The 21,830-nt window shown below is 61.9% G+C and carries 20 protein-coding genes and 1 pseudogene; 8 read left to right on the top strand and 13 right to left on the bottom strand.

The window, feature by feature from the left end; genetic code table 11:
- The first annotated feature begins 174 nt into the window (after positions 1–174).
- On the top strand, positions 175–849 hold the full coding sequence (locus ACQZAB_RS03015) for a hypothetical protein (RefSeq protein ID WP_428386957.1): 675 nt from the start codon (positions 175–177) through the stop codon (positions 847–849).
- A gap of 4 nt (positions 850–853) precedes the next feature.
- On the opposite strand, the gene ACQZAB_RS03020 is transcribed toward ACQZAB_RS03015, so the two are convergent.
- From ACQZAB_RS03020 to ACQZAB_RS03030, 3 genes are all read right to left on the bottom strand, one after another.
- Positions 854–2,104 carry an EAL and HDOD domain-containing protein gene (locus tag ACQZAB_RS03020; RefSeq protein ID WP_428386959.1) on the bottom strand — a complete coding sequence of 417 codons (1,251 nt, stop codon included), beginning with the start codon at positions 2,102–2,104 and terminating at the stop codon, positions 854–856.
- Entirely contained in the window at positions 2,101–3,294 is a 1,194-nt protein-coding gene (locus ACQZAB_RS03025; RefSeq protein ID WP_428386961.1) for a response regulator, read from the bottom strand. Before ACQZAB_RS03025 ends, ACQZAB_RS03020 begins: the two co-directional genes overlap by 4 nt.
- A gap of 153 nt (positions 3,295–3,447) precedes the next feature.
- Entirely contained in the window at positions 3,448–3,954 is a 507-nt protein-coding gene (locus ACQZAB_RS03030; protein WP_428386963.1) for a metallophosphoesterase, read from the bottom strand.
- A 205-nt stretch (positions 3,955–4,159) separates the two neighbouring features.
- Here ACQZAB_RS03030 and ACQZAB_RS03035 point away from each other — a divergent pair, with 205 nt between their 5' ends.
- Complete coding sequence (locus ACQZAB_RS03035; protein ID WP_428386965.1) at positions 4,160–4,414, top strand: hypothetical protein; 255 nt, start codon at positions 4,160–4,162, stop codon at positions 4,412–4,414.
- 9 nt (positions 4,415–4,423) lie between these two features.
- The gene (locus ACQZAB_RS03040; protein WP_428386967.1) at positions 4,424–4,744 is read left to right on the top strand and encodes a hypothetical protein; all 321 of its coding nucleotides are present in this window, start codon (positions 4,424–4,426) and stop codon (positions 4,742–4,744) included.
- A 172-nt stretch (positions 4,745–4,916) separates the two neighbouring features.
- Here the strand turns inward: ACQZAB_RS03040 and ACQZAB_RS03045 are convergent, their stop codons facing one another.
- The 4 genes and pseudogenes from ACQZAB_RS03045 to ACQZAB_RS03060 form a co-directional block, all read right to left on the bottom strand.
- The gene (locus ACQZAB_RS03045) at positions 4,917–5,327 is read right to left on the bottom strand and encodes a very short patch repair endonuclease (protein WP_428386968.1); all 411 of its coding nucleotides are present in this window, start codon (positions 5,325–5,327) and stop codon (positions 4,917–4,919) included.
- Entirely contained in the window at positions 5,324–6,529 is a 1,206-nt protein-coding gene (locus tag ACQZAB_RS03050) for a type II restriction endonuclease (RefSeq protein WP_428386969.1), read from the bottom strand. The genes ACQZAB_RS03045 and ACQZAB_RS03050 overlap by 4 nt, the downstream gene beginning before the upstream one ends.
- An 18-nt stretch (positions 6,530–6,547) precedes the next feature.
- Positions 6,548–7,804, bottom strand: coding sequence for a DNA (cytosine-5-)-methyltransferase (gene dcm / locus ACQZAB_RS03055; protein WP_428390128.1), 1,257 nt, complete (start codon positions 7,802–7,804; stop codon positions 6,548–6,550).
- 132 nt (positions 7,805–7,936) lie between these two features.
- Positions 7,937–8,119 (bottom strand): annotated as a pseudogene (locus tag ACQZAB_RS03060) (helix-turn-helix domain-containing protein); the annotation flags it as partial.
- Between the two features lie 266 nt (positions 8,120–8,385).
- Between ACQZAB_RS03060 and ACQZAB_RS03065 the strand changes: the two are divergent.
- Entirely contained in the window at positions 8,386–10,566 is a 2,181-nt protein-coding gene (locus ACQZAB_RS03065) for a DUF7453 family protein (RefSeq protein WP_428386971.1), read from the top strand.
- A gap of 116 nt (positions 10,567–10,682) precedes the next feature.
- On the opposite strand, the gene ACQZAB_RS03070 is transcribed toward ACQZAB_RS03065, so the two are convergent.
- A complete protein-coding gene (locus ACQZAB_RS03070; RefSeq protein ID WP_428386973.1) occupies positions 10,683–11,687 on the bottom strand; it encodes an AraC family transcriptional regulator in 1,005 nt (334 codons plus the stop codon).
- A gap of 174 nt (positions 11,688–11,861) precedes the next feature.
- Between ACQZAB_RS03070 and ACQZAB_RS03075 the strand changes: the two genes are divergently transcribed.
- Both ACQZAB_RS03075 and ACQZAB_RS03080 read left to right on the top strand, forming a co-directional pair.
- Entirely contained in the window at positions 11,862–12,710 is an 849-nt protein-coding gene (locus ACQZAB_RS03075) for an NmrA family transcriptional regulator (RefSeq protein WP_428386974.1), read from the top strand.
- Complete coding sequence (locus ACQZAB_RS03080; RefSeq protein WP_428386975.1) at positions 12,707–13,192, top strand: DUF1772 domain-containing protein; 486 nt, start codon at positions 12,707–12,709, stop codon at positions 13,190–13,192. Before ACQZAB_RS03075 ends, ACQZAB_RS03080 begins: the two co-directional genes overlap by 4 nt.
- A gap of 108 nt (positions 13,193–13,300) precedes the next feature.
- On the opposite strand, the gene ACQZAB_RS03085 is transcribed toward ACQZAB_RS03080, so the two are convergent.
- The 4 genes from ACQZAB_RS03085 to ACQZAB_RS03100 all read right to left on the bottom strand — a co-directional run bounded on the left by ACQZAB_RS03085 (position 13,301) and on the right by ACQZAB_RS03100 (position 17,310).
- Entirely contained in the window at positions 13,301–14,353 is a 1,053-nt protein-coding gene (locus tag ACQZAB_RS03085; protein WP_428386976.1) for a KpsF/GutQ family sugar-phosphate isomerase, read from the bottom strand.
- An 87-nt stretch (positions 14,354–14,440) separates the two neighbouring features.
- On the bottom strand, positions 14,441–14,983 hold the full coding sequence (gene nusB / locus ACQZAB_RS03090; RefSeq protein ID WP_428386978.1) for a transcription antitermination factor NusB: 543 nt from the start codon (positions 14,981–14,983) through the stop codon (positions 14,441–14,443).
- 29 nt (positions 14,984–15,012) lie between these two features.
- Positions 15,013–15,498 (bottom strand): 6,7-dimethyl-8-ribityllumazine synthase, encoded by a 486-nt coding sequence (gene ribH, locus ACQZAB_RS03095; RefSeq protein ID WP_428386980.1) that lies wholly within the window; start codon positions 15,496–15,498, stop codon positions 15,013–15,015.
- A 111-nt stretch (positions 15,499–15,609) separates the two neighbouring features.
- A complete protein-coding gene (locus ACQZAB_RS03100) occupies positions 15,610–17,310 on the bottom strand; it encodes a methyl-accepting chemotaxis protein (protein ID WP_428386981.1) in 1,701 nt (566 codons plus the stop codon).
- 313 nt (positions 17,311–17,623) lie between these two features.
- On the opposite strand from ACQZAB_RS03100, the gene mdh reads away from it, so the two are divergent.
- Both mdh and ACQZAB_RS03110 read left to right on the top strand, forming a co-directional pair.
- Positions 17,624–18,577, top strand: a complete 954-nt coding sequence (mdh, locus tag ACQZAB_RS03105) for a malate dehydrogenase (protein WP_428386982.1) — start codon at positions 17,624–17,626, stop codon at positions 18,575–18,577.
- A gap of 430 nt (positions 18,578–19,007) precedes the next feature.
- Positions 19,008–20,864 carry a hypothetical protein gene (locus ACQZAB_RS03110; RefSeq protein ID WP_428386984.1) on the top strand — a complete coding sequence of 619 codons (1,857 nt, stop codon included), beginning with the start codon at positions 19,008–19,010 and terminating at the stop codon, positions 20,862–20,864.
- A 231-nt stretch (positions 20,865–21,095) separates the two neighbouring features.
- Here ACQZAB_RS03110 and ACQZAB_RS03115 read toward each other — a convergent pair whose 3' ends face one another.
- Entirely contained in the window at positions 21,096–21,587 is a 492-nt protein-coding gene (locus ACQZAB_RS03115) for a CbiX/SirB N-terminal domain-containing protein (RefSeq protein ID WP_428386985.1), read from the bottom strand.
- Positions 21,588–21,830 lie beyond the last annotated feature (243 nt).

A 21,830-nucleotide genomic window follows, 5' to 3' on the forward strand; every position in this document is an offset into this window, starting at 1 on the left:
CGGTCTAACGCTCTCTAAGGTGGAAAATCAGGGGTCATCCGCGCACCAGCCGCGCAAATCTGCCCCAAGGTAGCCATCCCGACCCTCACCCGCCACCGCACCACCCAAAAACCCTTGGCCCCACCGCATCACCCCCTACAATGAAAGTTTCCCACCCCCTTCCGGAACCCACCCATGACCCGCCTCACCCCCGCCCTGCTCACCACCCTCGCCCTCACCTCCTCCGCCCACGCCGCCTTCACCATTACCCTCAACTCCGACGACTTCACCACCACCCCCAGCTTCAGCGACGTCCAAACCTTCCAGATCGAGATCGTCGTAGACGCCCGCCTCGAAGCCAATCGCCTCTACGTCAACCCCACCCTCCAACGCGTCACCTACCTCGTCGAAGGCACCCTCGAACCCGGCACACCCTCCGGCCTCCCCGCCTTCCGCCTCGAACGCAACATCACCGGCGAGGAGTTCTATGCGCAAGGCAGTAGCTTTAGCATGCGGATTGGATCAGCTGACCTCACAGACGGTCTCCTGTTCGATGAGCTAACGCGTACTGGTGGGCAGAGAGGAAACTGGGGTCCACACTTACGGTTTGATGCACGAGAATTCAATACCGGTCGCTTTCATCCGCCAATTATTAGTTTCAGGGCTGGTTCCGGTACTATTCACAACGCTGATAACACCCCTGTCTACATTGACTCGGGCAACCCCAACAACATTTCCTTGGATGCCGGCGACGAATACAGCACCAACCTCACCTTCGACCCCTCAGCCATCACCATCGCCATCCCCGAACCCACCACCGCCGCCCTACTGAGCCTCACCAGCCTCGCACTGATCCGCCGAAGGGCTTAATCCCCTACGCCGCTCGACTCGCCTCCACCCCCGGATCCAACCCCTCACCCCACGCCAGACACGACCCATACAACGCCAGCGCCCGATCCGGGTCCACCCCCAGACGCTCCGCCAGCCCCGACGCCGCCACCCCATCCCCACGCTCACACGCCCGCGTCAGCGCCAGCACCTGACCCATGGGCTTCCGACTGCCCAGCAGCGCCAGCCGCACCGACCGCGACACCGGCAGCCCCATCATCAGCTCATCGATCGACTGATGCGTGATCACATCCAACAGCGACAACAAACCCACCAGATAGAAGTCCAGCTTCCGCTCACCCTCACCCAGCAACCCCGCCAGCCCCTCACAGAACCGACCCCGCACCAGCGACAACGTCGACAGATACTTCGGCCGCCCACTCGCCATCGTGTCCAGCACCAGCGACGACGCCCACTTCCGAACCTCCTTCTCACCCAGCAGCACCAGCGCCTGATGCAGCGACGCCACATGCTCCCGCAAACCCACCGCCGGCGAGTTCAGATACTTCAGCAGCTGCGTTGACAGACTCACATCACTCTTGATCACCGCCGCCAGCTCGTCGAAATCCAGCTCCTTCTCATTCAGCTTTGCAATCAGCTCCATGTAGCTGAACGTCACCGTCTCCACCTCGGCACGCGGCAGCAGCTTCGGCTTCAAAAAGAAATAGCCCTGGCAGAGCTCCACACCCGCACGCAGCGCCAGCGCCCGCTGCTTGTGATCCTCCACCCCGAGCGCAATCACCCGCACGCCCGACTTGCTCAAAGCACTCACGACCGAACTCAGCCGCTCCTCCTTCGTCGCCGTCCCCAGATCCAGACGCACAAAATCAGCCAGCTCCAACAGCTGCACCGTCTGTGCCGAAGCACTGTCGACAAACCCATCGAAACCCAGCCGATACCCCTTCGCCTTCAGCGTCTCACACGCCTCAAGCACCTCATCGCAGCCGCTGCCCGCACCCGGCAGACACACCGTCACACGATCCGCCGGCAGCTTCAGATGCATCCCCGCCAGCAGCTCGCGCCGACTCATACGCACAAAAATCGGACGCGAACCCCCACGGCCCGCGCCCTCAAACCACTTGACCAACGCCAGCGCTCGCGCCTCAACCCCCGACCCCTCCACGCGCACATCAACCTCATAACCCACCAGCCGATCGTGACCGTCCAGCACCGCCGTCCGCCCCGCCAGACCATCCGCCGCCAACTTCCGACCCACACTGGTGCCCTGCTCGCTCATGCCGCCACCGCCCCTTCGTCACCCGCCGCGCCCTCACCCCCGCCCTGAGCCTGCATAAACTGCTCCGCCAACCGAGCCAGCTGCTCTACCTCCATCCACGCACTCCGAAGCGCCTGGTCACTCGGCTCCCCATCCACCTGCAACACCTTGATCAGCTTGCCCAACGCCTCGCCAAGCGACGGGAACCCATACCCACCCGCCGCGTTCTTCACCCGCAAAGCCTCGGCCAGAAGCTCCTCCGGGTCCGGGTCCGACAACCCATCACGAATCAGATCCAGACTCTCAGGCAGCCGCTCCACAAACGCGGAGATGACCGGACGAAGCTGCGTGTCCGACCAGTACGTCGAACACAACGGCGCCCCCGAGTTGATGCTGTCCGCCGTCGGCAGAAACGTCGCCATCAACTGATACAGATCACCCTCCTGAACCGGCTTCTGGATCATCGCCTCACACCCAGGCGGCAACGCACTCCCAATCCCATCATCGTCATCCATCGTCATCGCCACGATCGTCGGCTTCGGCCTGATCTGCGACAGCCTCTCGATCACCGCCTCGCCCGGCAGGTCCGGCAGCTTCATCTCGACGAGCACCGCATCAAAATCGATCTGATCCACCATCTCCACGGCCTCTTCCCCCGACTCCGTGGTCGTGATGTTCACCCCCATCCTGGCACACTGAAAACGAAGCAGCTCCCGGAAATCCACCGACGGCTCCACGTACAGAACCTTCCCCACCAGTTCCCGACGAACCGAACCGCCATCGGCATCCGCCCGCAAAAAATCGTGGATCGGCACCGACATGTCGAACTTGATACCCAGCTCGTGCACCCGCGACTCGAAGTAGCTGCACCGGACCGCCACCCCCGAAAACCACTGCCGGTCTCCTTGGACGTTCAACAGCCCCACGTGAACCCTCGTTCCCGTGTGCAGAAAGCTCCCGTGCAGCACGCTCATCCCGCCCACACTCACGTCCCTCGGCAGCACCGTGCACTGCGCCGTCGATCCCCCGGGATGCACAATCCGCATCAGCACCGACCCGCAGTCGCGAAGCGGCTGACGCGAGTGACGCCGCTGCTCGTTCCCGGCGTGCATCTTCTCGCGCTCCTTGAGCTTCGCGAGAATCTTGTCCACCGTCACCGGCGGCAAGCGCAACGTATCCAGAAACTGTTCTTCTTCGGACGGACGCGTCACACGAAAAACCCTTCTTACCCACCACCAGACACTGCATCGACCAGATCCACCCCCACCTTCGCCACGACGCGATACCGGCCCGCAAAATCGGCACAAACCCTACAGACAAATCCGAAGCCCCCGGGACCCCTGCCAAACCGATCCTTCAGGAACCTAAGGATGAACCTCGACGATCTCCGCTTCGAGCTTCTCCGTGTCCAGCAGCGCGACCGTGCACCGATCGTTCACCCAGCCACAGCACTCGCCCGGATTCAGCATCAGACGCGGCCTGCCGTCCGCCGTCACCGTCTCGTTCACCACCTCGTGCGTATGCCCGGTGATCACGATATCGGCCCCCCGCACATCGGCCGGCTTGAGCCAGTCGACGAAGTGATGCATCACAATCACCCGCCCGCCGATCTCCACGCGCAGCGGCCCCTCCACCAGCTGCGGCAGCATCGCCTTGAGCCCCGCCACCTCGCCGTCATTGTTCCCCAGCACGCAATGAACCGGCACCCCGCCCAGCTGACTGTGCTCGGGCAACAGCAGCTTCGCCGCAAAAGGGGCCACAAAGTCCCCGGCGTGGAACACCGCATCGACCCGCAGCTGGCGAAACAGCGCCATCGCCCGCCGAAAGGTCGGCAGCCGGTCATGGGTATCGCTGATCACGCCAACACGCATGCTGCGGTTATCGGACCGCCCCGCCAGCGAGCATAAATCACGTTCACCGCACCAGGTAAAACCCACGTCCCTCAAACGACGTCGCCAACCCAACGCCTCCAAACCCGGGCTACGAGCGCAAAAGCTGCGCTTTCTCGCAAAAAACCTTCGCCAGAACCCCCGATCGCCGGTACAGTCAGACATGGTCTGCGACGAAGGAAGGACGATGAAGCGAAGTCTGCTGCCCGTTCCGAGCTATGTGGCGTTGCTGGCGCCGGGGCTGTTTCTGTTGTCGCTGGCGATTCTCTGGCGGGCGGAGGGGTTTGGATCGGCGGTGGATGTGTCGCTGAGCCTGGTTTCGGCGGGTCTGGGGGCGCTGTTGATCTGGGCGATCGCCGAGCCGCACCTGTCGTTCGTGACGGCGAAGCCGGCGGCAAACCCAACAAAATCAGGGACTTGTGGGATGTCGGCGGGTCGTTAAGCTGCGGGCATGAGCGACCGGATGGCCCAACTGCAGAAGCTCCACGAGTTGGACCCGTTTGACGCGTTTCTGACGTATGGGATCGCGTTGGAGCACGCGAAGGCGGACGAGCCGGCGGACGCGGTGATCTGGCTGGACAAGACGCTAGGTCTTGACCAGAACTACTTTTACGCCTACTTCCAGAAGGCCAAGGCGCTGAGTGAGCTGGGGGAGGAAGAGGAAGCCAAGGCGGCGGCGCGGGAGGGTTTCGAGCGGGCCCGGGCGGCGGGGGACGAGAAGGCGGCGGGCGAGCTGGGTGAGCTTCTGTCTAATCTTGAGGTGCTTGATTAGAGTCATTCGGGGGTAGTTGCGAGCCGTTATCGGCTCGAAACGCGCTGTTTTCGTGCGGTTTTGATCGGTTTCGGGGCGTTTTCGGCAGTTCTGGCGCGCGCACGAAGGTGACCAAGGTCGGTGTAGGGGCTTGTAATTTCGTTTAGCGGGAGATCACTGACCAGACGCGACATCAGGCTCGAAGAAAGCCTCGAAGTGTGTTCCTGAGCTGGTCCAGATTCTTTGTCTGACATTCCCATATCACGGCGACGTCCCACCCCAACTGGTGGAGTTCGCGGAGCACCTTTTGGTCACGCTCACGATTGCCGTCAAGCTTGGTGGCCCAGAACTCTGGCCGTGTGGCAGGTCGGGTGGCATAGCGGCAGCCGGGGTGTTGATGCCAGAAGCATCCGTGCACGAAGATCACCTTGCGCCGGCTTGGAAAAACAAGGTCAGGACGGCCTGGCAGATCACGGTGGTGGAGTCGGAACCGGTAGCCCATGCGGTGGACCAAAGAGCGGACCAACATCTCGGGCTTGGTATCTGCACTACGGATCGCCTGCATGTTTCGGCGACGCTGATTAGGGGTCAGTACGTCTGTCACGGCTGTTGCAGATCGCGTATGTGTGCGATGAATCCCTTTACCGTCCAGAGCCAGGACTGCTGATTTTTTGAATAAGAGCTGTGGATCCCGGCTGGCAATACCAACTGCACATTGCGGCTCTTCATCTCTTCGGTCTGCGTGACGGAGATGCTCGGCTCTAAGGTCACCAAGTGTTTGACATGAATGCGATCAGCTTCGCCAAGGACCTGACGCCAACGATCCTTACAGGAGGCCTTGGCTCCAAGAATCGCAAGCCGATTGGCCGCGAAGCTTGCGTCTAGGTATGCAGCCCTGCTGGGAAACAAAAAATCTGGTTTGGCCTTCCCTTCGGTCGTGGCACCACGGTCGAAACGAAGCTGCCAAGCCTCGAATACATGTTCGAGATGATTCTCCAAGGCGTAGCCAGCCCTAGATTTACGCCTGTTCTGTACGCTGAGAGAGAACGCGATAAACCCGTCTACATCAACCTGATCCTCGTCGGTAATAAAACCGTTACGCAGGCGCTCTTCCAATAGCAGCCGTTCGAAGGCGCGAAAGTACCGCTCCTCGCTCTCCAGCCATGTGATCAGAGCGTGGTCAGGATCATCGAGCGGGTTACAGGCAACGGCTTGCTCTCTAGCGAAATCCGAGAACACGCGTGTGTTGGGCATCGAACGGCCGAACTGTTCGAGAAGCAAATTCGTATCTGTCTCGGGCGTGGGTGGCTCTATGCCGATGGATTCGAGCACCCACCGGACAACGTAATCAACCTCGCGATCGATTTCAGCTGCATGACGGACTTCAGACGAACCGTTGGGGGACTCGAGACCAAAAAGCCAAAGAAGCTGGTCTCCAACGCTGGAACCCGCCGGGGCAGCAATGATCAGCAGTGTGTCATCGGGACGTTGCGCGACGATGAGCAAATCGCCTGGCGTGTAGAGCGAGGAGACCTCTGTCGAAGGGAAGTAAAGCCGATACTCCGCCGAGCGGCGGGGCTGGTTTCGGCGGGAGTCGTACCAAGTCGTGTGACCGTGGGACGACAGGGGCTCGCCCTCGTCGTCTAGATAAAGAAACACTGTCTCAAAAGAGCGGTCCCGGTCACCGAGAATCTGGCGGAACAGGTTGATGCCGTTGAATTCGTGCTGGTTGGAGGTATTGGTATCTGCCTCGACCGCGCGCAGTTGTTTGGCGGCTACACCCGTGAAGAACTGAGTCAGGCGCATCGGGGCTTCTCCGGCAGATCAGGCCGACCTGCGGCCGCGTGAGGTAGTCTTGATCAGGCAGCCATTGGGGCGGCGGGTCAGATGCTCGCCGATGACCTTGATGATCTGTCGGCCGATGGCTTCGACTACCAGCGGCACGACGGCGTTGCCGAACTGCTTGTAGGCCTGGGTGTCGGAGACCACGATCGGCAGATCGTCTGGGAATCCCATCAGCCTGGCAGCCTCGCGCGGGGAAAGCCGTCTTGGGTTCTGGCCTTTCTTCTGCGGAATCAGTACTTCCGAGCCATCTTTATAATAACGTGCGCTTAATGTGCGACTGACCCCGTCCAGATCGGTCATGCCGAAGCCAAACCCGTTACCCGCAGCTTTATGCTTGGCGGCATAGGCTTGAAGGTAGGACCAGAGATGGTCAGTCAGTGTGTATTTCGCAGGGGTGTCGGGATCGAGAATATCTCGGAATCGTGGGGACTTGTTGGCGGGTGGCTCGGGGAACTTAAAGCCCGGCGAGGAGCCGAAAACTGTGGTGTCGAAGCAGACGATAAAGATCCGCTCGCGATGCTGGGGTACCCAAGGAGCCGCGTCGATAATCCGGTCGTGGACCACGTAGCCCAGGTTTTCGAGGGTCTGGCGTATCACGCCCCAAGTCTTGCCTTTGTCGTGAGAGCGCAGGTTCTTGACGTTCTCCAGCAGCACCACTGGGGGGCGCTTAGCCTCGATGATCTCAGCCACGTGAAAGAATAGCGTTCCCTGGGTCACATCCTTGAAGCCGTGCTCGCGGCCAAGGCTATTCTTCTTCGATACCCCAGCGATCGAAAACGGCTGGCACGGGAAGCCAGCAGCCAGCACATCGTGATCGGGGATAGCTTCAGGATCAATCGTCCGGATATCGCCTTCGGGCATGTCCCCGTGCCATGCATGGTAGGTTTTCTGGGCATACTTGTCCCATTCACTCGTAAAGAGACAGCGGCCGCCGTTTCGTTCCAAGCCGATGCGCATGCCGCCAACACCTGCGAATAAATCAATGAACGTGAAGGGGATCGAAGGCGGATCAATTACGCGCTTATCCACAACACCGTCAAAGAGCGGAAGTTTTGTGTTTCCAGACTTCCATGCATCCAGAAGGACCGACAGGACAAACTCCTTCTGAGAAGTTCGCAGCCCGTGGCTGCGATTATCGATCCAATCTTTGAGATCTTCGGGGATGTCGCGGAGCAACAGTTGTGGCATTGATGACCTCTGGGAATTATTGATATCACTGATATCAGATTGTCCCATATTGACATGCAGTAACTTTGACGTCAAGGCTTGATTCGCGAGGGTCTGCTTTGGGTGACCAAGGCACTCGGTCGTGAGCTTAGTCTCAGGGAGTTTGGGTTTGCTTGGCTTTGCGCCATTGGCCGGGGGTGGTTTTAAGACGCGTTTGAAGGCTCGGTTGAAGGCGTCTTCAGAGGTGTAGCCGAGTTGGTGGGCGCATTGGAAGACGGTGATATCGGTGTCGTGGAGCCAGCCGGAGGCGAGGTGCATGCGCCAGCGGGTGAGGTGGTGCATGGGGGTTTCGCCGACGATCTGGTTGAAGCGGGCGGCGAAGGCTGAGCGGGATTTTTCAGCGGAGAAGTGAAGGCCGAGATGCCGTTGTTTTCTCGAAAGGTTGTTTTAGGGCGTTGGGGCATGAACTTGTTTGGGTCAGGTCCCTTGAGGAGCGATCCAGTCGCGTCGTATTGGGTTCGCCTGGCGGGATCGATGGGCGTTTGTGTGAGATTTTGCTTGCAGGCCGCGGCTCCTTGGCTTTAAAGTGTTTATCGAATCGATAACGCAGATGCGAGTTGGTCGGACGCTATTGGAGAAGGAGAGGACTGTTGGCTTTATCACGTGCTTTCGTGCTGGGTTTCGCCGTTTGTGTGGTGGCGTCGGGGGGGTCGGCTCACGCTTTAACTTTTGAGCACCAGGTTGTCGTAGATACCGCGGACCCGGCGAGTGGGGTTTCGCCTTCGGGCGACTTTGTGGGGTTTGGTTTCACGACGATCAATGCTGGTGGCGATGTGGTCTTCCCCAGCGCGAGCACGCCTGTTGGTGCTGGGTCGGGTCTGTGGTCGGCTTCGCCCGGGAGTGCCGGTTACAGCTACGGTCCGGCGATCGCGGCGGGTCAGCAGCCTGCGCCCAACGTGGGCTCAACTCAGCCGGCGGGGCTGTTCCGGGGGTTCAACATTCCGGCTGTTTTGAACGATGGGGGCGATCTGGTTTTTTACCAGCAGCTTCAGGGACCGGGCATCAACGGTGGGAATTTCGATGGCGTTTGGAAGTATGACTCGGCCAGTGGTCTTGAATTGATCGCGCGGAAGTCGGATCCGGCAATTGGTGGGGATGCTTATCGAGTGACGACCGCCGTGCCGCGGCTGAACAACGCTGGTGATGTTTTGTTCACGGGTGTGCTTGATTCGGCGGACGCCCTGGCGGTGTTTACTTCCGGTGGTGGTGGCACGGGTGTGAAGCACCTGCAGGTTGGACAGCAGGCGCCCAACTTCGTACCGATCCTTAATGAGGATCATCGCGTGACCTCCATCGATCCGGTGCAGAACTACATTAATGATGCGGGTCAGATCGCGGTGCGTACGATCGTCCAGGACATCATTCCGACCGGTGGCGCCTTTAATGGGAGCGTGATTTATGTGGGGCAGTCGGGATCGTTCCAGATTGCTGCAAAGGCCCTTGACCCGGTGATCCCGGGTGTTGGGGTGCGTGGCGTCGACTATCTCGGTGGGGTGAACAACAGTGGGCAGGTTGCTTTTTATGGTGGGCTGCTGCCTTACAACGGGCCGAGCACGATGCCGATCTTCACGGGGACGCTGCCGGCTGATCGGAACGAGGCGTTGATTTCGTCGGCTAGTCCGAACGGCTTGGCGGATACTGACCTGGGCATTGTGGTGCGTGAGGGAGACCCGGTGCCGGGTATGCCCGGGGTGATTTTTGGCAATGATTTCAATGGTTTGAATGTGCGTTTCCCGGTGATCAACGACCGAGGGACGACGGCCTTCGTGGCGGATGATCTTCGCGGGCCTGGGATCATCACGGCGGGCAATGAGAACGCCGCGAGCTTGTGGATGGATGATTCGTCGGGTGCGCTGCACCAGATTGTCCGGGCTGGGACGCCAGCAGTGGGTCTGCCTGCGGGTGCGACGATTTCGGCAGCGGGTATTGGTGTCGGTGGTCGCTCGGCGGTTTTGAACAACAAGGATAACGTGGCATTTGTGGCGACGGTTGCAGCGGGAGGCGGGCAGGCGACGAATACCGAGGCGCTCTATTTTTATGACGGGCAGAACAATCGGAATCTGACGCTGGTTGCTTACGTCGGGATGCCGTTTGAGTTAAATGGCGTGACGAGCCCGATCACTGAGATCTTCTTCCAGGGTGGTGACGTTCCGTTTGTCTCGAATAGTGACGGTCGTCGGTCTGGTTTCAACGACAATGATCAGATTGTTTATGCGATCGCGTTGGCGGATGGGCGTGAGGCGGTGGTTGTCTCGGAGCCGAAGACGCCTACGTTGATTCCGATTCCGCTTTGCAATTCGTTTTTCTTTAATGCGTTGACTCAGCAGTGGGAGCAGAACTGCTGGACGATCAGCGGCAAGGGTGGAGCGACGCAGCGGCCGAGCGGTTCGCCGGTGGATCCGACGATGTTGCTGGTGACCTCTTCGCCTTCATCGATGTCTCAGAGTCTTGTGGTGCCCGACGAACCGTTTCTGCTTGAGTACGAATATCTGTTTGGGCAGGAAGACGGGGTTCTTACGGTAACCCTTGGGGACATCGTCTTGGATTATCTGCAGGCTTCGGATCTCACCGATGTGTTTCAGGTGCGTCAGGTTGTGGTCAATCATCCTTCTCTGCTCGGCGGCGAGCACGAGCTGACGTTCACGTTTGATAGCTTCAGCGGTGATGTTGCGGGGCTTGAGTTGTATCTCGCGAATGTTGCTATTCCTGAGCCGAGTTCGCTGGTGCTTGGTTGTATCGGGGCTTTGGCCGTGTTGCGGCGGGGTGTGTGATTCAAGATTTTGTTTGCTGCGTCGCGTGCACTTCAGGAAGCTCAGCATCCTCCGTTGGACCAATTTTCCTGAGGGATTGATGCTGTGGCTGAGATTTCGGCTAGTCGTTATGAATTTCAGGTGATTGCCTGTTGTCTTGATGTCTTGCGGTAGTTGCCCGGGGTGGTTTTGAGGATGCGTTTGAAGGCTCGGTTGAAGGCGGCTTCGGAGGTGTAGCCGAGTTGTTGGGCGCATTGGGAGATGGTGATGTCGGTGTCGTGGAGCCAGCCGGAGGCGAGGTGCATGCGCCAGCGGGTAAGGTGGTGCATGGGGGTTTCGCCGACGATCTGGTTGAAGCGTGCGGCGAAGGCTGAGCGGGACATGCAGGCGGCGTCGGCGAGGGAGGCGAGGGTCCAGGGGTGGGTGGGGTCTTTGTGGATGGCGCGGATGGCGGGGCCGATTTTGTCGTCGTGGAGTCCGGCGAGCCAGCCGGTGTGGGCGTGGCAGTTGTTCTCGATCCATGAGCGGATGGCCTGGATGACGAGGATGTCGGCGAGTCGAGTGACGATGGTTTCGCCGCCTGGCTTTTCGGACTGGAGTTCGGCGGCCATGAGTCGGAGGGTGTTGTGCATCCAGTCGGTTTGGTGGTTGCCCCAGGTCTGGAGGTGGAGGAGGGGCGGGAGCATGGCGATGAGTTCGCGGGCGGCGGGGTGTTCGAAGCGGACGGCCCCGCAGATGAGGGTGGTTCTTTGGCCTGTGGGGTTGTGGGCGGTGAGGTCGAGGGTTTCGTAGTGGGGGGTGAGGCGTTGGACGGGGAGGTCGAAGTAGTTGGGGGCGGGCTGGCCGGGCTGGGAGAGGAGGGCGTGGCCCTGACCGTGGGGGACGAGTGCGAACTCGCCTGGGACGAGTTGGGTGGGCTGGCTGCCTGGGAGGTCGAGCCAGCATTGTCCGGCGGTGACGACGTGGTAGAGGAGGCAGTGGTCCATGGGTGGGAGGCTGAAGCCCCAGGGAGCGTGGAGGTGGGAGCGGGCGTAGACGACGGCGGTCATGCGGAGGGCGTGGAGGGTTTGGCCCAGGGGGTCGGTGTCGGTCCAGGCGTCTGGGGGCGGTCCGGTCTGGGTCTTGGTTTGGGTCTGAGTCATGTTGTCAGCGTAGCCGATCTCTGCTGATCGTCCACATAATTAGATTTTTGATCAACTAATAAGGCATATTTATCATTGTTTGTCCATTCGAATGAGCCCATACTGCTTTCGTTGTCATCGGGCGTGTGCCTTATGGCGTTGATGTGAGACGCGGAGCTAACGGAAGCGAGGCCCATGATGGATGCAGGAGCGATTGAGCGGATTCTGGTGACGGCGGCGACGGGGAAGACGGGTCGTCGGGTGGCGGATCGGTTGGAGGAGATGGGGTATGAGGTGCGGCGGGGGTCGCGTCGGGCGGGGGTGGCGTTTGACTGGCAGGACTCGGGGACGTGGGCGGCGGCGTTGGCGGGGATGGATGCGGCGTATGTGGTGTATTCGCCTGATCTGGCGGTGCCCGAGGCTCCGGAAGCGATGCGGCTGTTTGGTCGGATGGCGGCGGAGGCGGGGGTTCGTCGGCTGGTGCTGCTTTCGGGTCGGGGGGAGGCCGAGGCGCAGAAGTCGGAGCGGATCATCGCTGAGGCGGGGCCCGAATGGACGGTGGTGCGGGCGAGCTGGTTCAACCAGAACTTCAGCGAGGGGGCGTTTGTGGAGCAGGTGCTGGGCGGGACGGTGGCGCTGCCGGTGGGTGATGTGCGTGAGCCTTTTATCGATGTGGATGACATCGCGGATGTGGCGGTGGCGGCGCTGACCGAGGATGGACATGCGGGGAAGGTGTACGAGGTGACCGGTCCGGAGCTGCTGACGTTTGCGGAGGCGGTGGCGGTGATTGCGGAGGTGACGGGTCGGGACGTTGGGTTTGTGGAGATCAGCGGCGAGGCGTTTCGTGAAGGGTTGGAGGCGCAGCGGGTGCCGAGTGGGATGATCGGGTTGCTGGAATTTTTGTTTACCGAGGTGCTGGATGGTCGGAATGCCTCGGTGGCTCATGGCGTGCGGGAGGCTTTGGGTCGTGGGCCGGGTCGGTTTGAGGATTACGTGAAGCGGGTGGCGGCTGAAGGCGCCTGGGGAGAGGCGGTGGCGTCGTGATTGAGTTGACGAGCGTGCTTGTTTATGGCGGGCTGGTGGGATCGGGCCTGATGGCGGGGACGTTCTTTGCGTTCTCGACGTTTGTGATGCGGGGGCTGGCGGAGGTGCCGGCGTCGGAGGGGATTCGGGCGATGCAGCGGATCAACGTGACGGTGCTGAATCCCTGGTTTCTGGGGGTGTTTATGGGGACGGCGGGGGTCGGTCTGGCGTGTGTGGCGGTCGGGTTGTGGTGGATGGATGGTGCGCGTTCGGTGGCGTTGGTTGGGGCGGGTGGCTTCTATGTGATTGGGACTTTTGGTGTGACGGTCGTGTGCAACGTGCCGATGAACGAGGCGCTGGCTCGGTTGGAGGCGACGACGGCTGAGGCGGAGGCGTATTGGCAGCGTTACCTGAGGGATTGGGTGTTTTGGAATCACGTGCGGACGGTGGCGGCGTTGGTGTCGCTGGTGTTGTTTGGGGTGTTTTTGGGGGTGGGTGGGTGATGTTGTTCAGGCTGGCAGGGTTTTCGGTCTTCCGTCTTCCTTCGGCGGATTGACTTCGAAACCCTGACACCCGGAGCGGATGTTCTTTGGGCATTCCGGATGCCGGTTCTAGCCTTCGATGACTTTGAGGGCGACGAGGTCCTGGACGTCGATCATGCCCAGGGGGATTCTGGCTTCGTCGATGACGGGGATCTCGTCGATTCTCAGTTCGCGCATGATGCGGACGGCGTTTCGGACGGGTTCGTCGCGGTGGAGGGTTCGGGGGTCGCGGGTGATGACCTGGCCGAGGGGGAGGTTGAGTAGGTTTTCGCCTGAGCGTTCGGAGAGGAGTCGTCGAAGGTCGCCGTCGGTGAAGATGCCGGTGAGTCGTCCTTCGTTGTCGACGGCGAGGAGGGCTCCGGCGCGGCGGACGCCGGCTTTGGCGGCGGCGGCGGCGGTTTTGTGGAAGGCGTCGGCGAGGGTGGTGGTTTCGGGGAGGGCTGGGAGGTTGCCTTTGGGCCCGGCGGTGAAGCGCATCGCTTCGTGGACGGGCATGAGTTGGCGGCCGAGCCCGCCGCCTGGGTGGACGCGGTGGAAGTCTTCGGTGGAGAAGTCTCTGCGTTGGCTGACGGCGAGGGCGAGGGCGTCGCCCAAGGCGAGCATGGCGGTGGTTGAGGCGGTGGGTGCGAGTCCGTTGGGGCAGGCTTCGTTGATGTCGCCGACGTGGAGTGTGATGTCGCAGAGTCGTTCGAGGTCGGAGCCGGTGGGCCCGACGAGGGCGAGTGTGGGGACGCGGTCCTGTTTGAGGATGGCGGCGAGGGAGACGACTTCGTCGGTGTTGCCGGAGTAGGAGAGGAGGAGGACAGCGTCGTTGGCACGGACGCGGCCGAGGTCGCCATGCATGGCTTCGGCGGGGTGGAGGAAGTGGGAGGGTGTGCCGGTGGAGGCGAAGGTGGCGGAGAGTTTCTGGGCGATGAGTCCGGACTTGCCGAGTCCGGAGATGACCAGGGCCCCCCCGCTGGCGGTGTTGGCTCGTTGGGTTTGTCCGGAGAGGGTGTGGCATCGGCCGGCGATGAGTTCGACGGCGCGGGAGAAGGTGGCTTTGTTGAGGGGTATGGCGCGGATGGCATCGGCTTCGGCGGCGAGGACCTGCGCGGCAAGATCGGCGGGGGTTGCGGGCATGGGGTTATGGTAAGGAATGGAGGCGCGTGATTGTTGGTCCTGTGGCCAGTCGAGCTGACCACAGCCGCCGATGTCTGATCATGGCGTTCAAGACTTGGGGTTGAGGGCGTCCTCGAGCCAGGCGGATTCGGAGGGTGGGTTGGGGTTGGTGTCGGGTGTTGGGGTGGTGGGGTCTGTCGATGAAGCGGGGTCTGGGGTTGAGCGGGGCTTGGAGTCTGCGGTTGGCGTGGTTTTGTTGTGGGTGGCTTTGTCGAGTAGGGCGTTGATGAAGGCGGGGGATTCTTCGGTGCAGAAGTCTTTGGCGAGTTCGACGGCTTCGTTGATGGCGATGCGGTCGGAGACGCGGGCGGTGGTGATTTCGTGGTGGGCGAGTCGGAGGATGGCGCGGTCGACGGGTGGTTGTCGGTGGGTGGGCCAGTCTGGGGCGAGCTTTGTGAACTGTTCGTCGGCGGTTTGTTTGTTGTTCCAGGCGGCGACGGCGAGGTCGACGGCGGTGTGTTTCTCGTCGGCGCAGAGTTCGGTGTCGGCGATGCCTTCGTAGAGGGCTTCGGGGTCGAGCGTGCTGGTGACGTCGATCTGGTAGAGCAGTTGCATCGCGAGGCGACGGATGAGGCGGGCCTGTTGCTTCATGGGTTTAGTTTAGTCGATGGTTGCGGGGATCAGTCTTTGGGTTCTGCATCGAGGGTTCGGATGAGGTTGGCCATCTCGACGGCGGTGAGCATGGCGGATCGTCCGGCGTTGCCCATCTTGGCGCCGGCGCGGTGGATGGCCTGCTCGAGGGTTTCGCAGGTGAGGACGCCGAAGATACAGGGTTTGCCGGTGAGGGTGCCGGCCTGCTGGACGCCTTGGGCGGTCTGTTCGACGACGTGGTCGTAGTGGTCGGTTTCGCCTTTGATGACGCAGCCGAGACAGACGACGGCGGCGTTGTTCGGGTCTTCGGCGAGTTTGCGGGCGGTGACGGCGAGTTCGAAGGCGCCTGGGACGCGGGCGATGGTGACGTTGTCGGGGTGGCCGCCCAGCTGCTCCCATGTGTGGAGGGCGGCTGTGAGGAGGTGTTCGGTGATGTACTCGTTGAAGCGTGCGACGACGATGGCTATGTGGTGGTCGCCTGGCGTGAGTTTTCCGGTGATGTCCTTGGGTCGCATGGCGGTCTCGTGGGGTTGTTGGGGGAGTGGATGTTAGTGGGTGTGGGGCGCGTAGGACAGCACCCGCGGGATTGTGGCCGCGGGTGCTGTGGGCGTGGGGTTTGGGCTGGTTTAGTCGAGTTTGAAGCGTGCGATGGTCTGGCGTGCGGTGGCGGACTGCTGGGTGAGTCCTGAGACGGTGGCGGCCATGGCCTCGAAGGAGCCGGCGGTCTGTTCGGAGATTTGTCCGATCTCGGCGATATCTTTGGCCATGGTTTCGGTGACGCCGGCCTGCTGTTCGATGGTGGCGGAGATGGACTGGATCATGTTGGAGAGGTCGTCGGTGCCGGCGACGATTTTCTGGAGGCTGGTTCCGGCCTCGCTGGCCTGGTCGACGCCTGCTTCGACGCTGGCGGTTCCCTCGTTCATGCTTTCGACGGCCTGCTGGGTTTCGATCTGGATGCCTTCGATGGACTTGGCGATTTCCTCGGTGGCTTTGGTGGTTCGGTCGGCGAGTTTGCGGACTTCATCGGCGACGACGGCGAAGCCGCGGCCGTGTTCGCCGGCGCGGGCGGCTTCGATGGCTGCGTTGAGTGCGAGGAGGTTGGTCTGGTCGGCGATGTCGTTGATGACTTCGACGAGTTCGCCGATTTCCTGTCCGCGTTGGCCGAGCTTGGCGATGACGGTGCCGGCGGATTCGACGGCGGAGGCGATGGCGCGCATGCCCGTGATGGTCTGGCCGACGACTTCGCCGCCCTGGGAAGCGGTGGAGGAGGCGGACTGGCTGGCCCTGGCGGCCTGTCCGGTTTTGTCGGCGACTTCGGAGACGGAGGCGGCGAACTCTTCGACGGCGGCGGCGACCTGGGCGGCCTTGGTTGATTGATCACGGCTGTCGCGGGTGGTCTGCTCGGACCGGGACTCGATTTCTTGGGCGGTTTGGTCAAAGCCCTCGATGCAGGCTCTGGCATCGATGAGGGTGGATCTCATGGTTTCGATGAACCTGTTGAAGGCCTGGCTGAGTTGTCCGATCTCGTCGTTTCGACTGTCCTTGATCTTTCGGGTGAGATCACCCTTGCCGTTGGCGATGTCGCGGAACTCTGCGACGAGCTTCTGGATGGGGCTGGTGATTGATCGGGCTGTGAAGAAGCCGAGCGTGATGACGATGACCGAGGCAGCGGCGGCGGTGATGGCGAACCAGGTAATGGCCTGGCTGCTGAGCCCGCGGATGCTGAGTGTGCTGCTGAGCGCGACGGCTTTGGCTTCGGCAATGTGATGGCGGTTGGCTTCGAGTTTGGTTTCGAGGACGCCGACGGCCTGGTCGAGCTGGTCACGGAAGGCCTGGAAGCTGGTTCGCGAGGCGACGCGGAGGTCGGCGAGTTGCTGTGGGGTCTGACCGTTGCTTCTGGCTTCGAAGAGTTGTTCGGACTGGGCGGACCAGATTTCGAAGGCGGCGATGGCCTGATCGAGGGTTTCGATGGATTGCTGGTCGAAGGCGTCGATGGCCTGGGTGGCCCGCTCGCGGACCTGGTCGCGGTTTTCACGGGCGGTGTCGAGGGCCTGCTGCAGAGTATCGGGGTCGTTGGTTTTGAGGGCATCGGCTTCGGCGAGGATGGCCTGGTAGCCGTCGCGATCGGCGTTGAGGAGGAGCTCGATGGCTTTGGTGAACTGGCCGAGCTGGACGAAGTCTTCCTCGATGAGGGGTTTGAGTTCGTCGGCGAGACGGGTCTGCTCGGCGTTGATCCGGGCGAGGCTCTGCCAGCCGAGGCCAGCGACGGTCAGGATGGCGAGTGTGGGGATGAGGGCGAGGAGCAGTAGGCGTTGCTTGATGGACATGTTGCTGGTTCCCGAAGTGCCTGTTTCATGGATTTGCTTGTTGTGAGCATCGGCAGGCGTTGGGATGGGTTTCAGTGACACGGGCGAAAAAACGTTCAGAACGTTAACCCGCTGTGGGCGGGACGCGGGTCTGTGTTAACCGTTTGCGGTTTGGCGTGGTGTCTGAGGTGGTGGCCGCAGGGGGTGGTTGCGGCGCTTTGGGCGTGGGTTTAGGATGCCGATGTAAAGATTTTGGAGTCCCGTGATATGTGCTCGATCTGTCTGAGCAGGGGCTTGATTGGTTGCAAGTGGTATTCAAGCGGAAGGATCTGTTATGGCTCAGCGTCCAAAGATTGCGGTGATTGGTGGCGGGAACGTTGGCGCTTCGTGTGCGTTGTGGACGGCTTCGAAGGAGCTTGGGGATGTGGTGGTGTTGGACATTCCGCAGGCGGAGGGGATGGTGAAGGGGAAGATGCTGGACCTGGCGCAGTGTTCGCCGATTGAGTTGTTCGACGCGAAGATCACGGGGACGACGGACTACGCGGACATCGCGGGTGCGGAGGTGGTGGTCGTGACGGCGGGGTTGCCGCGTAAGCCGGGGATGTCGCGGGATGATCTGATCGAGACGAACGTGAAGATCGTGAGTGACGTGAGCAAGAACATCAAGGAGCATGCGCCGGGAGCGGTGGTGATCGTGGTGTCGAACCCGCTGGACGCGATGGTTTACACGGCGTGGAAGGTGACGGGTTTCCCGACGAATCAGATTGTCGGTCAGGCGGGCTGTCTGGACGTGGCCCGCTACAAGACGTTCATTGCGATGGAGACGGGCTTCTCGGTGGAGGACATCAATGCGCTGCTGCTTGGCGGGCATGGTGACGACATGGTGCCGTTGCCGCGTTTCACGAACATCGCGGGTATTCCGGTGACGCAGTTTATTTCGGAGGCGCGTCTTCAGGAATTGGTGGATCGCGCGAAGGTGGGTGGTGGTGAGATCGTGAAGCTGATGGGGACGTCGGCTTACTACGCGCCGGCGGCGGGTGTGGTTCAGATGGTGGAAGCGATCGTGAAGGACAAGAAGCGGATTCTGCCTTGTGCGTCTTTCTGCAGCGGGGAGTTTGGCATCAAGGATCTGTTTGTGGGTGTGCCGACGCTGCTGGGTGCGGGTGGTGTTGAGAAGGTGGTTGAGATTGATCTGAATGCGGATGAGCAGAAGCTGATGGATGAATCGGCGAGCCATGTGGGCGAGCTGGTGGGTGTGGTGAAGAAGATGTTCCCCGAGCTGGCATGAGCACCAGCGGGCGCCAGTGAATGAACAACGCCGGACCTGTTGGGGTCCGGCGTTTTTTTTTGTGATGAGCGGGGATGGCGGTCGCTTGGTTGGCCTAGCAGAGGGCGGCGAAGGTGAGGGCGGTGAGAAGGAGGATCTTCTTGCGGTAGGCGATCTGCTGGGCGTTCCATCCGAAGAGTGTGGCGGCTGCGATCATGGTGGGTCCTCCTGTCCGGGTTCACCAAGGTACCCTCAAGGGGTGTGCCAGTGGCCACTGGTTTTTGGATAAGGTGTTAAATTAATGTTTATTATGGACTTACGTCGTTTTTTGCGGCCGGGCAGGTGTTCGGGTGGTGCGGGCGTGTCTCTCGTGGGCGACAGGTGTCGCGGGCTGGTGTGGTTTTTGGGGGGCGCTGTGGTGTGGCTGGTTTGTGGGCTTGGGGGGTCTGGGTTGAGTGGGGGTCTGGTGGGTGGGGGCCTGGGGCCGGCGGTGGCGGCGGCTCAGTCGATGGATGGTGAGGGTGACGATCAGAGGCTGGGGTGGATCACGGGTTTCGAGGCGCACCGGATGGTGGGGACCTGGGTGTTTCGGGGTGAAATCACGGAAGTGCCGGTGCTGCGGGCGCGTGGGGTGTTGGCGGTGCGGGTGACGCTTCGCGATCGTGGTTACGCGGTGGCGTATGGGATGGCGGAGGTGACGGCGGCGGATACGCTGGCGGATGAGGTGGGGTCGGTGAATCTGGCGGCGTTGCTGGCACGGGCGACGGAGCTGGCGATCGGTCGGGCGCGGATTCGGCAGGCGCATCAGGCTCAGTCGCGTCGGGATGAACTGGGTGGCGTGGCGGGTGTGGACCCGGAGGGTCTGACGGCGGCGGAGGGTTTGTCGGGTTTGCAGGTGGATCTTCAGATCGCGCATGGGATGGAGGGGGTGGCGATCCGGGCGACGCGGCCGGGCGCGAGTCTGTTTGAGGTTTGGTCGCCTGGGTATCACGGTCTCAGGGTGACGAATCCGGAATCGAAGGAGGTGGGATGGTTGTGGCCGGGCACGGCGCTGGCGCAGAACCTGACGGTGGAAGGTCAGTTGGGGAGGGTGTTGCGGGATGCGGGTCGGGGATTGGGACGTTTTGATGCGGTGCAGTTGGTGGGGCTGGGTGTGGAGCGTTTTACGATCACGCATGTGGTGACGCAGCATCGCGGGGGTGGTCGGGCGGAGCTGGTTCGGGGTCAGACGGTGCTGCCGTTGGGAAGTCTGACGGAGGCGACGGTATCGCTTTTGACGCAGCGGCTGTCACGTCAGCTTGGGCGTCGGATAGAGGGTGAGCGTGGGTTGCCGGCGGCTGTTTATCTGCCGGCGGCGAATCGGTTCGAGGATGAGGCGACGTTGGAGGCGAGTGGGTTGGCTGCGTTGGCGGCGACGCGGTGGGAGCGTTGGCGTCTTGGGGGTGAACGTGTGCTGCCGTCGCGTGCGGCGAGGGATGGGTTGGCTTTGGCGCAGCGTGTGGGCGAGTTGGTGCTGGCGGGCGAGGAGGCTGGGGAAGGCTTCGATGTGCGTGCCGGATCGTTGGCGCTGTTGGTGATGGTGTCGTCGTCGGAGGCGGAGGTTCGTCTGCGGCTGCGGGATCGGTTGATGGATCGGTTGTCGATGTGGGTGGAGGCTTCGGGCGAGGGCGTGGATGGGCGGACGGAGCTGATGGCCTTGCAGGCGTTGTGGCGAGCGGGTGAGCGGACGGGGCGGGCGGTAGCGGGTGATTTGTCGTTGCGAACGGTGGCGGCGATCGAGGCGGTGCTGGCGCGTCCGGGTCTGGCTCGTCTGCCTTGGGCGGCGGAGCTGGTGCCGGCGGTTGAGGATCCGGTGGAGCGGATGTCGCTACGGAATCGGCTGGATGCGTTGGTGGATGAGTTGCAGCGTCTGCAGCGTGTGGAGTCGGTGGGTCCTGGTCCGGGGGATGTGATCGGGTCGCTGGCGCTGGCGCGTGGCGGGGCTCGTGGCGGGTCGGGGGGTGAGGTGCCTGACTGGCGCTCGGTGTACGGGCTGCGTTTTGTGTCGGCGTTGGCGGGGGTGGCGGATGTGCCGGATCGTCGGATTGATCGTCAGGTGTTTGCTTCGCTGGCGGCGCGCTATGTGGCTTATTTATCGATGACAGAGCCGGCGGCGTACTTCGCGCCGTACCCGGAGGGGGCGATCGGGGGGGTGCGGCGGTCGGTGGTCGATCACGAGATGGAGTTGGAGGCTTTGGCGGAGGCGTTGCTGGCGGTGGTGGGGTACGAGATGTGGCTGGATCGGTTGCGTGGGGAGGGGGAGGAGTGAAGGTTTCTGGTGCATGTGGGGGTTGTGGTCACGGCTCTTTCTGACTGCGTCAGAAAGAAACCGTGGCACCCGGCGGTGACTGGGGGTTGTTCTGATTCTCGGGTGGCTTGAGACGCAGAGCCCGGCCGCGTCGCGACCGGGTTAGGTCAGAGGATCTGTTGTTCCTGTGGCCCCGCCACAGCGGGACCACAGTCACCTGGGATTGCTGGTGATCGTTGATTGAGGCTGCGCTTAGTGGTGGGATGAAGTGGTGGTGGCGGTGGGGTCGGGGTTTTTGAATTGGCAGCGGCCGGTGCCGGCGCAGGACTCGCATTCTTCGGCGTTGCCGGCCATGTGGGAGAGGCAGTGTTCGATGCGGTTTTCGATGACCTTCTTCATCATGGGGTGGAGGCCGATGGGGGCGGTGACGACGAAGGGAACACCTGGGTGTCGGGCGGCGGCTTCGGCGGCGAGTTCGGGGATGTCCTGGTCCCAGTGTTTGCCGGGGAGGAGGAAGTAGGGGCAGATGAGGACTTTGGTGGCTCCACGGGTGACGCAGCGGTCGAAGGCGGTGCCGATGGAGGGCTCGGCGAGTTCCATGTGAGCGGGCTCGATGATGGGGAACTCGGCTTCGGTCTCGAAGTTGGCGACGAAGGCCTCGAGCATCTTGTTGGAGGCTTCGCGGCGGGAGCCGTGGTCAACGATGACGATGCCGAGGGTTTCGGTTTGGGTGTCGGTGGTCATGGTGCAAGTTTAGGCGTTGAGATCAGCCGGGGGCGTGTGGTCGGGTTTGTCGGTGCGTGTGGCTGAACGGGCACAAAAAAACCGCCCGGTGAGGGGCGGTTTGTGGGTTGCGGTTTCGAGGATTGGTCAGCGACGACGGAGGGAAAGCGTGGCGAGTCCGAGGAGGCCAGCGGCGAAGAGTTTGTCCTCGGTGAAGCAGGGTGAGACTTCGAGGCAACTGCGGTTTTCGTCGACCTCTGCGGA

The organism is Mucisphaera sp. (genome assembly GCF_965279675.1).
GTDB lineage: Bacteria > Planctomycetota > Phycisphaerae > Phycisphaerales > Phycisphaeraceae > Mucisphaera.